At 41.6% G+C, this 14,895-nt stretch carries 10 protein-coding genes; 1 reads left to right on the plus strand and 9 read right to left on the minus strand.

Translation table 11 applies throughout. From position 1 onward, the window contains the following. The 9 genes from OC530_RS08015 to OC530_RS08055 all read right to left on the minus strand — a co-directional run. Window positions 1-2,067: YSIRK-type signal peptide-containing protein (locus tag OC530_RS08015; protein ID WP_262081055.1), on the minus strand; the 2,067-nt coding region annotated here is incomplete at its 3' end. Window positions 2,068-2,663: 596 nt separating this feature from the next. After that, window positions 2,664-3,098 (minus strand): protein-export chaperone SecB, encoded by a 435-nt coding sequence (locus tag OC530_RS08020; protein WP_054388361.1) that lies wholly within the window; start codon window positions 3,096-3,098, stop codon window positions 2,664-2,666. Next, window positions 3,098-3,442, minus strand: a complete 345-nt coding sequence (locus OC530_RS08025; protein WP_050252545.1) for a hypothetical protein — start codon at window positions 3,440-3,442, stop codon at window positions 3,098-3,100. Before OC530_RS08025 ends, OC530_RS08020 begins: the two co-directional genes overlap by 1 nt. A gap of 14 nt (window positions 3,443-3,456) precedes the next feature. Continuing rightward, a complete protein-coding gene (locus OC530_RS08030; protein WP_138704746.1) occupies window positions 3,457-4,044 on the minus strand; it encodes a hypothetical protein in 588 nt (195 codons plus the stop codon). 341 nt (window positions 4,045-4,385) lie between these two features. Next, window positions 4,386-4,901 carry a hypothetical protein gene (locus OC530_RS08035; RefSeq protein WP_050242789.1) on the minus strand — a complete coding sequence of 172 codons (516 nt, stop codon included), beginning with the start codon at window positions 4,899-4,901 and terminating at the stop codon, window positions 4,386-4,388. A gap of 783 nt (window positions 4,902-5,684) precedes the next feature. Then, window positions 5,685-7,565 (minus strand): beta-N-acetylhexosaminidase, encoded by a 1,881-nt coding sequence (locus OC530_RS08040; RefSeq protein ID WP_262081056.1) that lies wholly within the window; start codon window positions 7,563-7,565, stop codon window positions 5,685-5,687. Then, window positions 7,559-8,428 carry an ROK family protein gene (locus OC530_RS08045; protein ID WP_173274994.1) on the minus strand — a complete coding sequence of 290 codons (870 nt, stop codon included), beginning with the start codon at window positions 8,426-8,428 and terminating at the stop codon, window positions 7,559-7,561. Before OC530_RS08045 ends, OC530_RS08040 begins: the two co-directional genes overlap by 7 nt. A gap of 83 nt (window positions 8,429-8,511) precedes the next feature. Beyond that, window positions 8,512-11,157, minus strand: coding sequence for an alpha-mannosidase (locus OC530_RS08050; RefSeq protein WP_262081057.1), 2,646 nt, complete (start codon window positions 11,155-11,157; stop codon window positions 8,512-8,514). 99 nt (window positions 11,158-11,256) lie between these two features. Beyond that, entirely contained in the window at window positions 11,257-12,537 is a 1,281-nt protein-coding gene (locus OC530_RS08055) for a glycoside hydrolase family 125 protein (RefSeq protein WP_262081058.1), read from the minus strand. A 170-nt stretch (window positions 12,538-12,707) separates the two neighbouring features. Between OC530_RS08055 and OC530_RS08060 the strand changes: the two genes are divergently transcribed. Further along, the gene (locus OC530_RS08060; RefSeq protein WP_262081059.1) at window positions 12,708-14,804 is read left to right on the plus strand and encodes a GH92 family glycosyl hydrolase; all 2,097 of its coding nucleotides are present in this window, start codon (window positions 12,708-12,710) and stop codon (window positions 14,802-14,804) included. Window positions 14,805-14,895: the final 91 nt, after the last annotated feature.

A 14,895-nucleotide genomic window follows, 5' to 3' on the forward strand; every position in this document is an offset into this window, starting at 1 on the left:
ATCTGCTGTATCTGCATTAGCAGGTTGCTTATCAATAGCCTCGGTTTGTGCTTGAGCTTTAGCTGTTGCCTCTGCCTTGGCTCTATCTTTTTCATCTTGACTTAACTTATCGTTGTCGTTAATGGCTTGAAGCTTCTTAGCGAGCTCATCTTCAATGGCTTTTTTAGCCTTGTCTTTTCCTACTGGGTTCACCTTCTGAATGTCGGCTTCTCCTGTAGTTTGAGCTGTTGTGACCGCTGTTTGAGAACCAGCACCTGTAATAGCAAGGTTCGCTTTTCTAGCTTCCTCTTTTGCCTGCTCCTTAGCCCTAGACTTTTCAGTTGGCGACAAGTGACCATTATCTTCAATACTTTGCTCTTTTTCAGTCAACTTAGCAGTTACAGCATCGTTTGCTTTCTTTTTAATTTGCACCTCTTCATTCAACTTTTTCTGCTGCGCTACAGCATCTTCTGCTACTGTTTTGTAGCTAGCTGTAGTACTAGTGTCAGAATTCAGTGCATCTTTAATTTTTTGCAATTTTGCCTCATAGACTGCTTTGGTTTCTGGCGTTGACCACTTAGTATCGTCATCTAATTGTTCTTTTAATTTATCATACGTCTTAGTCAACAACGCTTTAGCTGCTTTTTTAGTATCCTGAGTTATACTAAATTCTAGTCCAGCGATAGGTAGGGCATAGTGCTTCCACGGAATTTGGTATCCCATACCCAAATGAGTATTATCCGCAGAACTGATACGCACAGTATATTCAGTGTATCCAGGAGGAATCTCAATATCTTTACTTGTAAAGGTCCCTGTCGTTCCGTTAGGACTCTTTCCTCTTTCAGCTAATTTTGTGTTTAGGGTATCTGTAGATGTACTACCTCTAGAAGTATCAATATATGAAGATTTTCCATCCCTAGCCGCAATCACTTTCATATCAGGAGTAGTGTTTTTCCTTGAAGGATCAAAAGTTACACTATAAAGACTGACAGGGGTGCTAGTCTCGTCAGTTCTTCCCAGAACCTCAACCTTATATTTAGCTTTACTACCATCTATATCTCCTGTATATCCCGTCTTAAACGAAACCTTTGTAGTTGATCCGACAGTAGGAGAAAAAGCTTTAAATGTTTTTTCTATCCCATTATAGCCTGTTAAACCTCTAGCAATTGTCTTGCTCTCATAATTGTCTTTATACTCTGTTTTATCAAATACTTTTTGAGTTCTAGTTGCTTGAGTTCTTACTTCTGATAAAAGCAAGACATGTTCATTTCCACGATCTAAGACAGACTCTGAAGTCCATGTCCTATTTGTGTGATCATTTAGTTTTACAGTATTCACTGTCTCAATTGGAAAGACACCGTTTGCTGTTTTTCTTGCAACAGCAAACTTCCCCTGTCCTTCTGAATCTCTTACAGCCTTCCACCCTCCGAACTCATTTAATTCTTGTACTGTACCCGGGGCTATATTCTTGTCAGCCGCAACCTGATCTATGTTTGCAAGTTTTGTTTCGTTGTTAATTGTATCAGATAAATTCACTAGCTTAGCCAGCAGTCCGTCTACATTTTCATTCTCATTCGGCGCTTCAAAAACTTGATTCGCATCAGGATCGTCAGTTTGTTCAGAAGATGTTGAAAGGTCTCGGCGCGACCTCTTCTTAGGTTTATCTTCTAAGGAGTTGGATGGAGTAGTATCAGAGACAGATTGTTCTTGAGAATCTGTTCCATCTTGAACTCTATCTGAAACTGGATTTGTATCTTTAGAAGTAGTAACAGCTCCAGTTGCTCCACCTTCAATTCCTTCAGCACTACTAGCCTTCTCCTTTACTACATTTGTACTATCAGAATTATCCAAATTTTCTTTATTAGAATCTCCTTGAGAATGCTCTATCTTATCTGAATTACTCCTTGAGTCAGGTCCTTCTACTTGGTGCACTCCTCTATCTCCAGAATCTTTTTCAGCAGCAGATACAACTCCGCTTCCCATAAAAAGATAGAGCGTTGCCACCGCTACCGATGCAGCACCAAAACTAACCTTACGAATCGAAAACCGCAAGCGTTTTTCTCTATCTTCGCTACCTTTATAAAACATATATAATCTTACTCCTTTTGCGATAATTATCTGTTGATATATACTAAGAAGGGCAAATAAAAAGCCCCCCCCTAAAATATTTAAGTACATTTTAGACTGGCATAATTTATTATACTCTTTTTTGTTTTATAAATCAAATGTTATGAACTAAGCTTGATATGATGCATCTTATCCAATTCTTCTGTTTCACGCGAAACACCCTGCGCCAGGCAAGGTGTTCTTGTTTTTATACTCAATGAAAATCAAAGAGCAAACTAAGAAGATAGCCGCAGGTTACTCAAAACACTGTTTTGAGGTTGCAGATGGAAGCTGACGTGGTTTGAAGAGATTTTCGAAGAATATTAAACCCCAAATTATTCATATCTCACACTAACCAAACAATTCAAAAACCACCAGAAGAGCCTTAAAATACTGCCCTTCTGGTGATTTTCATTGATAGCTGAGTCTCGAAGAAGGTAGAGTTTAAATTGAAACTACTATCATACAAAACTCTTTGATCCTATTTATTTTTATCACAATTTTGATTTATAGTTCTCCGAATACCTTTTAAATGTGAAAGCATTTCATTGGAGCTTTGAAAAATACATACACTGTTTTTATTCGTATGTTAACTTGATAGAATCTTTGTCTTCAAGCATTTTTTTAATGTTAACGACAGGCAATATGAAGTTGGGGAACTCATTACCCCGAGTAATCATATCAGATACGATAGGCCGAATATAGGACCAAAGAATTGCTAAGCCATTCTCTTTAAGAAAAGTTTCAAAATCAATATCAAATTCTGTCTCATCATATATAAATGAAAATTCTCCAACAATATCTACAATAAGCTCAAAAGCAGAATCATCTGAATCTATATTTCCTTGCTTTGTTATCAAGTTAACATAAGCAAGGTTTTCAGATTTTCTTATTAAAATCTGTGCAGACAATTCAGGATGTAAATTAATAGTACTATTTGTTTGGTCAAAAGTAGGATTTCTTCGGTATGATACTTCATTTAAAAAATAATCTTTAAATTGTAAAGAGGACATTAAGCTGCCACCTCACTATTTTCTTTTGTTGTAATTAAGTTTTCAGAATCTATTGGTAAATATGAAAAACATGACTTCTTGTTTTTTATATTATATTCAGGCATTGCATTTACTTTAGTTACAGAATTCAAATCATCAAACTCTTTTTGATTATTTAATTGAGGAGTAAAATGGATTTCATCTTTATATTTTTTAAGACTTCCTGATATATTCAAATCATAATCAAATTCATTGTTTACTGAATAAATTTTGTTGGCCTTAATATTTTCAACTAATTCTTGGAACATTGGAGAATCCATCAAAGAAAATTCTTCAGTTCCTAAAAAGTTTGACAATAAACTCATAAAAGCCTCCTTATTTATAAAATGTTTGTAATACAATTTAAATCACGGATACAAATTTCCTCTCCATTCTTTCCGTCAATTACTGGTAAAGATGGAATAGCAGTATATGTTTTGGACTGCACTGCTTCATAATTCTTCCCATGCTGAGACGCTAAATCAAGCAACAGTTCAATAATTAATCCTTGATTTTGGTTAAGAAGAGTAGCTCTATTTTTGGCTCCGCTACCTGAAATACCTGCAATCTCACGTTCAATTTGAATAGATGCCGCTTGTCGATATTCCTCTAATAACCTTTGGTTTTTTGGGTTATCTAAAATAAAAATCTTATCTATAGATTTTAGGGTGATTTTAGCATGAATTAACTCAGGCCTAACCCCAGGTTTGCTTAGTTCAAATGACTTATACTTTGCGACATAAGCAGAAGCAATCGTTTTACCAGTATCTTTGTTAAAAGGTAGAAAAAAGTAAATACCATTACCCAAATCGTTCGGATGTCTCTGTTTATGAATACCAGGTTTATATTTCTCATAAGAAAACCCAGCAGATAGAATCTTTTCTTTCCTTTTATTGGTGGTGCCGTGCCACCCACTATATTGTAGCATAGAACCTCCTGATGAAGCTACTAGCTTAATTATACTGTTAAAGCTTAGATAATTCAACTATTACGGGCTTTTTTGAAAAAATTCTAGCGATTTCCAGAACGTAACTGAGCATTAAGACAATAACTACCTCACCTTATCATGCCGAAATTATCGGATTTTATCAGAATTAAAACCCCATAAAATCGGGCTTTTTTGAAGAATAGAGTGAATTGGAACTAGAACAGTACACTTCGACTACTAAAACATTGCTAGAAATTAATTTGACTTTCCTAATCAATTTGTTCAAATCTTATTTCAATCTACTATAAAAAAACACAAGCCTAAGCCTGCGGAAACATTATCTATTCTAAATAGTCTTTTTCTGTTATGACTCTTAATCTAGTAGAATAATTCTGGAATGTTGAGAATTTAAAGCGTTTAGGATCTTCAAGTTTGTTTCTATCGTTCATTTCTAAAGCACGGTTATAGTCTATAATAGCTTTCACTAACTTATTGATTATAGCTTTATCATTATCCATTACTTTATAATAATCTTCGACTTTCCGAAGGCGAAAAGTGGTATTTAGTAAATAACTTTTATCTTCTAAAATCAATGTTTTACCAATATCTAATCCTTCAACATATCCTTCTTTTGCTGAATTTCTAAGCTTATACTTCAATTGATACTTTTTAGGAATGTAACTTCTAAATGGAATCAAGAAAGTTAGCCCCTGTATTTTGACAACAGTTACCGCAAATCCCCTTCCTTTATTCATTACTTCCTTCGTCTTAAAGTCATAGTCCATCGCTTGAATAAGGTCGTAATCCTTGCACATTTTTAAATCAATTTGACCTAATTTTAATTTTTTGCTTTTCATTTCTATTCCCTAGATAAAAAGCTCACTAAAAAGTGAGCAACATTTCCAATGAGATACTTCTGTTGACGAGCGCGTCTCTCCGCCCCCTCATTGCCTCACGAAAAGGCTAGACGAATCGAAAGGAGGTGAGTTTTCCTGTTTTCAATTCTACTTATTCTTACACATTTTTTTAATTTTGTCAAACAAAAAAACGCAAGCCTAAGCCTGCGGTGAGTGTAATCTATTTTGAAATTTTTAAATAAAAAAGGAGCATTTAAGCCCCTCCTTTGAAATAACGGACCCTTTGGCTGGTCGGTGTACCCAGCATCTCAGATACCCTTTTGCAAGGTGTGACAGGAACCTTTCTGCCCTCAAATGTCTTTCGTTAATGTTATTCTAGCACTATCTAATTTTTGTCAAGTTTTCTCAATCTACCAGACTTGATACGTATTAGCTACACGCTCAACAAATTTATACTCTTCGAAAATCTCTTCAAACCTCCTCAGCTTCCATCTGAAACCTCAAAACAGTGTTTTGAGCAACCTACAGCTAGCTTCCTAGTTTGCTCTTTGATTTTCATTGAGTATTAAAAAACTCTCTTATCTGAAACCATCACAAAAAAACACTTGTTTTACTAATTTTAAGTGTACCACAATACCTCCAATTGCTAATCGATAGAATTGCTCTTAGGAAACATTCCCTTTCTGCTATTTTATCATAAGTTTGTCTAACTGTGGCATTTGAAACTAGATAATTCTTCTGTTTCACGCGAAACACCCTGCGCCAGGCAAGGTGTTCTTGTTTTTAAGTTGTATAAATCGTTGAAGCTGTCGCAATGGTATGCCATTGGTTGGCTGTTGTGGCTGCGAAGCCCTTGTCTGCGTAGAAGTCGTTAAATGGCAGGATTTCCACTTCTAGTTCGTCGATGCGGTCAAGCTGACCAGCCAGATAAGCCTCGATACGGCTTTCTGCTCGCTTGATGCGTTGCAAGAGTCCGCCCATACGGATGTCAACTGTATCCAAACCAAAGACCTTGTTTTCCTTCAGCCATTGATGGCTAAAGAGGGCATGGAAGTCTTCAATTTGGCTTCTGAGTTCTGGTAATTCTTGTCTTGCGATTTCTTGCAGACTTTCTTTATCATCTGCTTGATAGGCTTGACGAATGTGTCGTCCCACATCGACTTTGCTACTTAAAATAGCATTCAACTGGGCCTGAGTTTCAAAGAGGTAGGCATAGTTGCCAGCTTTTTCTTTAATATCAGCAAGCATCTCAGCAGCCTGAGCAAAGTGTGGTTTGTCCTGTTCAGGTGTCATGTGCCGGTCAAGGATCGGACAGAGAACATCCTGATAAAAGACATAGCGGTTGGGATTGATGCCACTGAGATTTTCTGGTAGATCTGGCAAGAGGTTGGCAAGGTCAAGCTGCATAAAATCTTCAACCGATAGACCTGTATTGGTCTGGAAATGAGCAGACAAACGGTCTAGGTCATTGCGGTAGCTGAGTTCTGCCCAGATTTGCAGACTTGGTAGGATAGAAAACTGGGCTGTTTCACCACCATTGTCCCCCCAACCCGTTACAATGACTTCTTTGATGTCATTGGCACGGCAGGCTTTATTGGCCTCGATAGCCACTAGACGGCTGAAATGGTTGTGAGGTGTAAAGCCAATCCACTTCCAAGCTCCCCCTGCAAATGCAAGGTCATGGCTAATCCTGTGGTGGTTGCGGAAGTTGCGATTGTATTTTTCCTCGCTATCCTGGTAATAATCCCAGTAAACCAAGGTCACACGGTCTTTGAGACGGTCTAGGTAGACACGAGTTTCCTCTGGAATTTCCACATCGCGGTCGTACTGACCATCTGCTGACATAAGTTTAAAGAACATATCGCTCCACATCTGGCAGTGGAAACCATATTTGTCTGCAATATCCAGCACGCGCTCCAAGTGTTGGCACATGAGGAGACTACGATCCACAACACCGTTCAGAATCAAGTAGCGTCCCAAACCAACCAAGTGGGCTTCGTCCATCCCAATATTGACCTTGCGAGTTTGTAGTTTAGATAGAGTAGCAAACATGCCATCAATCAGGTTATAAACCTTTTCTTCGCCAATGAGAAGAATATCCTCCACATCACGAAGCTCCTGGACTTCTTTGACACCCCATTTGACGAAGGCTGACAAGTGGGCCAAGGTCTGGATACAAGGCACAAAAGTCATGTCAAACTGCTGGGCATAGGCTTCGATTTCCTGTAATTCCTCTGCTGAATAAGCTCCACGGAAATAGCCAAAGTAAGGCTGCCCCTCAATCTGGTAAGTGTCTTCCATGTAAAGTTCAAAGGTTGAATAGCCCATGAGAGCTAAGAGTTCAATCATCTGCTTGGCAGAAGCGACATTCAGCACCGCATTGCGCGAACAGTCAGCCATATAGGCTAAATCTTCGTAAGCTGCTTGTTCCTCAATCTCTACCTTGTCACCTTCTGCTAGAGCTGTTGCCAACAAGGACAAGGCACGATAAAGTTGGTGAGGTTTGCGGTAGGTCAATTGATAGTGACCATCCTCACCCTTGATAGAGATAGAAGCTTGATCAGACTGAGTGACTAACACCTCAACATCTGGTAAAGAAATATGCTTTGTCAGCAAGTCGATAGCCTGAGTTTGTTTGGGACTAAGTCCTGTAAATCTTACCATTGATTTTCCTCCTGTAGCCAGTTGACAAGGGCACCGTAGAGATTAGCATCTGCATGATAGGTGCAGGCTTGGATAACGGGTGCGACCGTATATTCTTCGTAGGTATCGACAAAGTCTTCAACAGCTTCCTTGACACCTTGGATAAAATCTGGATTTTGACTGATAGAACCTCCCAGACTAATGACATCTGGATCAATCAGATACTGGATATTGAGCAAGCCTTGCGCCAAATTGCGGTTCATGCGCTCAATGGCTTCTTGGCAAATGGCATTCCCAGCTGCAGCTTCTTGGTAAATCTTGCGACCGTCCCAATCAGTCTGACCAGATTTTTCAATCACGTAGCGAACCATATTCCCAGTTGACGCTAGTTGCGACCAGTTGTTGAGCTTTTCAGCAGGGGCAAGGGTGGTCATGTAGCCAAATTCTCCACCCAGACCGTGGCGACCTCGATGAAGTCTGCCATTGATAATCATAGCTCCGCCAATCCCTGTTCCAATCACGACACAGGCTGCATTTTCAAGTTCTGGATGAGCCAGTAATTCACTGAGTCCAACGCAGTTGGCATCATTTTCCAGATGGACAGGAATCTGATAAGAACTAAGCGCCTCATACCAAGAAAAGCCGTGAATGTAGGGCACCGCACTGAAGCCATCAATCACACCTGTCTCTTGATTGACCGCACCTGGAACGCTCATAGCAATCCCACTGTAATCCTGATCTGACAAGCGCTGGTCTAGCCACGCTAGTAAATCCTCCAAACTTTCAGGCGTTGGAATGCTTGTCTTATCTAGTATTTTCCCATCAGGAGTCAGACTAGCAAACTTAATCCCAGTCCCTCCGATATCAATCGTTGCAATGGTCATTGTTTTTACCATAAAAAGGGGCAAATCAGCAGTTAGTTCTTACCTTTTCGCCCCTCCTTTCTTTTGATGTTTACTTTTTGAAATTAAATTTCTTCTTTTTTAATCAATTCTGTACGAATCTCTTGTGGTGAAATGAGGCCTGAATGAACTGGGTATGGTCGTTCAAGTAGGTCCAGGAAGAGATGTTGACTTTCCGGTACACGCACATTTTCACTACACATATTGTAGTAACGAAGTACATAGCCTTCTTCATTTTCAGCTACCTTAAAGGCTGTTGGACAGATTTGCGGTATGCTGAGAACAGAATGGCTCAAGAGGCTACCAGTCGCAGCCACGCTTCCTTCTTGTCTAGCAAGCTGAAGGCTGGTAAATGGTGTCTGCAAGGCTTTAGCACGACGATAGGCTGAGAAGCGTTCTTGGGCTTGGTGGCATTCAAGCGCAAACTCAACTTCAAACTCACGCAAGCATTGAGCTTCTGGTGTTGGGAAATAACCCCAGTCACCTAGCTCACCTGATGCACGCAAAATAGTCACTGCAATGGTGTCGTCCCCAAGGATTTCGTATTCATTCAATCCCTTGTTAGATACAGTCACCCCTTTTTCATCGTCATACAGACTGACAAAGGCTTGTTGGTGTTGAGGATTTTCAGGATTTTCCCATGAAGCTGCTGGTTTGTTTGGTCGTGTCACCACCTCATAGATGCTTTCAGAATCATTACTTGGACGCGTGTTATGAGTCTTGACCAAGAGACGGATACGGTGGTCTTTGGCAGTGTTGGTAAAGCGAGTCTTGCAACGAATTTGTGGATTGTCAACGAAGACAGTCATCTCAGTTTCAAGAGGAATGCTTGTCAATTCTTCTGAACGTCCAGCTTCACGCTTCATAAACTCGATGATGCCTTTTTGCTCTTCTTCTAGCTTTTCATCTGCACTGACAGGCACGGTCAATTCATGTTTGAGCAAAATCTTAGCATAGCGAGCTGTGTTTTCCAAGACCTCGTAGCCCTTAAGCTCTGCATAGATTGGCTCTGTTCCTTTTGGTTGGAAATAGATATACTCGTTTCCGATGTCCCCACGGTCTTCAAAGCGGATAAAGTCTTCATAGGCTTCGTGAGTTGTCTTGTCATAGACTGTGATGTTGTCATCCACACTTACCGTTACAAATGGCGTATCAATCACTCCGTTTTGGTAAATACCGTCGCGGTGTTCTTGCTCTCCTTCCAGCAATTGGAAGGTTGTCCAAGAAAGCGGTGCCAGGTGAACTGGAATGGTCACGCGCACTTGTCGAGCAATACGAGCTTGGCGGAACTTATCTTTTGGTAAATCGTACTCAAAATTAGCTCCGAGGTCTTCGATTTTAGCCTCTACAGGACGCCCATCCAAGTCCTCCACACGGTAACTTGGCAAGGTAAGATCAGCCATCTTCTTATAACCTTCTGTTGGGTGCAATTCCTTAAAATCACAAATCGCAACATCAATCACTGTACTGACAGTATCGACCTTATCATGCAAACCTGTGTTAATGACAGTAAAGAGATAATCACTTTGAGCCTTAGCTGTAGCGATTTTGCCCTTCCACTCGTTGAGCAAGTTACTTTTAACAAAGTCTCCGACTTGATTGACCTTGGCAAAACGTGTTTCCATCTCACGGTGAACTTCGTCCACGCTACAGCCACAGATACTATCATGCGGCGCATTTTGCAAAAGAGTTTTCCAAGCATAGGTCAACTGGTCCTTGTGGTTATGACCCCCAGTGATGATAGTTAGTGGCTCCACTACTTGCTCTAGGAGGTTGCTATTTTCTTGGAAGGCTTGTTTGAGATAAATACGAGATGAAGAAGTGTTGGCAAGTGTGTACCAGCCGTCTGTTTCCTGACTGGTCAACTCACCTATAACCGTTGATAATTGCTCTGGTAGGGCACTTTCCACGGCTTGGACATATTCATCAAAAGAACTATGAACAAAGGTTACATCTGGGAAGAGTTCATTTGCCACACGAATGGCTTCACTCAGATTTTTCTGGACAGGCTGGTGGTCACATCCGTTCATCATCAACCACTGGTTGGTCGAAGCGTAGGCACGCACATCTGACAATTTTTGTTTCCAGAAGGTCAAGGCCTCGTCTTTATCAACTGGAATTTCATTCCCATTACTGTACCAGTTGGCAAAGAGAATCCCGAGGACACGACTTCCGTCCGCACCCTGCCAGTACATTTCTGAAAACTGGGAAGTAAACTGCTCATCTTCGAGAACTTGGTTATCAAAGCCAATCGGTTTCACCCCACGACCAAAGGCCGCCACGTGAATGCCTGATTTTTGAAGAATTTGAGGCGCTTGTCCCATATTTCCAAAGGTATCTGGGAAGTAACCAATCTGGGTTGATTTGCCCCATTTTGCACATTCTGCTTGACCAATCAAGGTATTGCGGACGTTGGCTTCACTTGAAATCAAGTAATCATCCTGCAAAATGTAAAAAGGACCAATCTTCAATTTTCCTTCGTCAATGTAGCGTTGAACTTTGTCGCGATTTTCAGGACGAATCTCCAAGTAGTCATCAAGGACAATGGTTTGTCCATCCAAGTGGAAACTCTTGAACTCAGGGTCATTTTCAAAGAGATCAAAGAGATTGTCAAACAATTCCACCAACTGCATACGATGGCTTTCAAAAGGCAAGTACCACTCACGGTCCCAGTGACTATGTGAGATAATATGTACGACAACATTTTCCATGAAGTAAAACCTCATTCTAAATTTAAATTTTTATTGTTAACGTTTTTGGATGTAAATTTGTGATTCTTTCCAAGAATCAGTTGCGCTAAAGCATGTTCCTTAGCGAATATCTAGGTAATCCAAGACCAATTCACAGAACATCATGTTGGCCCAAGAGAACCATTCACGAGAGTAGAGAGTTGGGTCATCCACGTGGAAGCTTTCGTGCATGACACCTGTACCACCATCGCAAGCAACCAGCTGATCCAGCAAGAATTTCTTCTCTGTCTTATCTCTTGTTGTCAGGCCTTGGATAGAAAGGGCGATTGGCCAGATATAGCGATAGAAGGTATGAGAACTGCCGAGGCCACTAGCGTATTCTCCTTGGTAGAAATATGGATTTTCAGGGCTCAGAATGGTACGACGAGTGGCTTGATACACTTCATCGTCAATATCGCAATAGCCCAGATAAGGCGCAGCCAACAAACTTGGTACGTTTGGATCATCCATGATGCTGGCATTTCCTAGACCATCCACTTCAAAGGCATAAATCTTTTCGCCCTTGCTGTTGCTTGTATAGGCGTAATTTTCGATTCCTTCTTGGATTTCAGCACGAAGACGCTTAGCATCAGCAATAATGCTCTGGCTATCAGCTAGGTCTAGTTCGACAAAGATTTCTTGCACATAACCCAAGACTACTACAGCAAACATATTTGACGGAATCAAGTAACTATACTGACAACAGTCATCACTCGGACGAAAAGCGGACCAAGTCATACCTGTCACTGCAAAATCAGGGCCAAAGCCATCATTTACCAAGGTGTCTTCCTTGCGGTCCGTATCTCGGACAAAACGATAAGGAGAGTTCTTGTGGTCTTGTTCCACCGTCCAAAGATGGAGAATTTCCTTAGTCGCTGCGACAAAAGTCTCATCAAACTGGCTAGTCTCGCCAGTCTCTTTCCAGAGGAGATAAGCCAACTGCAAAGGATAGCAAAGCGAGTCCACCTCGTACTTGCGTTCCCAAATCCAGCCATTAAGGTCGGTGTGGTCGGTCTCGTGGTGCCCCTTCCAGTTTTCCTCAATGTTGAAGGAGTTGGCATAAGGATCCTTGAGCACCAAGGTCATCTGACGTTTGACTAAACCTGCAATGGTCTGACGCAGGAGGGCATCTCTTTTAGCCACATGTAGGTAGGGTCTGAGTTGGGCTGTCGAATCTCGAAGCCACATAGCAGGAATATCCCCAGTGAGTACAAAGGTTGAACCGCCTTCTAGGATTTCAACCGTATTGTCCAAGGTATCGGTGTAGCAACGCTCGAAAACATCCACCCACTCTGGATGGTCCTTAGCCCGCTCTGCCACTTCATCTAGCCATTCTCTAACAATTTCTTTCGAATAAATCATCGTGCAGTATCCTCTTTCAAACAAGTTTCATTTTCAGTATATAGCTTTTGAGACAGAAAATACATACACAAATGATAGTCATTTTTCTACAAAATAGTTATCTTTGAAACTCCTTTTCTATAGGCTATCTTTTTCTGATATAATGTAGAAAAACAGCTAAAGGAAAGACTATGAAACCACTACTTGAAACCATCGATACCCGCTTTGGAACTGCCAGCAAGCATGCCTTCTCTCAGGGAAATACCCTGCCATACACAGGCGTGCCTTTTGGGATGAATTACTTTGTACCCCAGACCAGCGACCAGGAGGGATCTTGGTTTTTCGACCCACATCTGCCTATCTTTCAGGGGATTCGATTAACTCACCAGCCCAGCCCTTGGATTGGCGACTACTCTTGGCTCCTCCTGACACCTGTCACCGGTCAACTGGGTGGAGACAGCCTCTTTCACCGCCAATCTTCCTATGACATAGATAAGGCCTCTTTCCAACCCCATTATCTGAAGATTTTCTCCCTGCGCTATCAGATTGAAAGCCAGCTTACACCGACTTGCTACGGTGCTTCTATTCGTTTGGAGCAAAAGCAAGGCAAAGCCCTCTCCCTCTACCTTCACGCAGCAGATGAGCTGACAGTAGAGCAAGTAGATAAGCGAACTCTTGCCCTAAGACAAGAAGGAAAAACTGAAACCAACAAAAATCCACTAACTATGTTCACTGCCCTGCAAATGAATACGGATATTCTTGCTATCAGCCAAGAAGGCGAAGACTGGCGAATTGACTTAGCAGATAGCCATGCTGAGATTCAGCTAGCGACTTCTTTCATCTCTCCTTCTCAAGCACTGCTTAATCTACCTCAAGAAGATTTTGATAACTGTAAAGTAAATGCCCAAGCGGACTGGGAAAATCTTCTTCATCATTTTGACATTATAGAGACAGGGGAGGCGGACCGAACCTTCTTTGACCACTGCCTCTACAGACTCTTCCTATTTCCTCAAACTTTTTATGAGATTGATGAATCAGGGCAAGCCATCCACATGGATCTGGCCACTGGCACTGTCAAGCCCGGTGTCCTCTTTAGCAACAATGGCTTCTGGGATACCTTCCGCACCATCTTCCCCCTCTTTGCCCTTGTCATACCAGAGCATTATCGTCTCTTTTTAGAAGGCTTTCTCAATAACTACCGCGACACTGGATTCCTTCCAAAATGGCTAGCCCCAGATGAACGGGGTATGATGCCAGGTACACTTTTAGACGGCATTATCGCAGATAGCGCCTGCAAGGACATGGCCCCCGACCTAGAAGAAGAACTCTTCCAAGCCATGCTTGAAACAGCCAGCAAGTCCGACCCTCTCGGCATCAATGGTCGTCACGGACTAGCCCAATACCAAGAACTGGGCTACCTCTCTACCGACCACCACGAAAGTGTCAGTCACACCCTTGACTATGCCTATAGCGACTTTTGTATCGCCAGCTGTGCCAAAAAACTAGGGAAAATAGAGATTGCTGAGATTTATAAGACTACTTCACACAGTTACCGACATCTATTTGATACTGAAACAGGCTATATGCGTGCGCGAGACAATCAAGGCAACTTCCGCCCTGACTTCTCTCCTTATAGTTGGGGACGTGATTATGCCGAATGTTCAGCCATCCAAGCAACTTTAGGCGTTCTCCACGACATCCCAGATTTAATCCAACTTATGGGTGGAAAAGAAACCTTCAGCAACTATCTTTTGAAAACCTGTCAAGATGCTCCCCTCTTTGAGACAACAGGCTATGGTTACGAAATTCACGAAATGAGTGAAATGGCTACCGCTCCATTTGGGCAAATCGCCATTTCCAACCAGCCGAGCTTCCACATTCCTTATCTCTTCCGCTACAGCAATTACCCTGACTACACTGCCCTTCTTATCAAGACTCTCCGTCAGAAAGCCTTTCACCCAAGTTGGGAAGCCTATCCTGGAGATGAAGACAATGGCAGTCTCTCTGCTTGGTACATCTGGTCAGCTCTCGGATTTTATCCTACCTGTCCAGGAAAACCAAGCTATGATCTCGGAATCCCTCTCTTTGACCACCTCCGAGTCTACCTGGCTAAAGAAGATAAATGGCTAGATATTCATACTGAGCAAAACCACAGCCACTTCAACTTTGTCAAAGAATGCCGACTGGACAAAAAACAAGTATCAACTATTCAACACCAAGACCTCCTAAAAGCTGAGCAACTAACCTTTACACTTAGCTGGTTGCCAAGTCACTCATCCACTTCCTGAAATGCAAAAATCTCCTAGCAGACTTTCCTGCTAGGAGATTTTCTTATGAGAGGTACTTGTTTAAGCTTTGAAAATCGGACTTATCATCTGA

This window comes from Streptococcus sp. Marseille-Q5619 (assembly GCF_946901205.1).
Lineage (GTDB): Bacteria > Bacillota > Bacilli > Lactobacillales > Streptococcaceae > Streptococcus.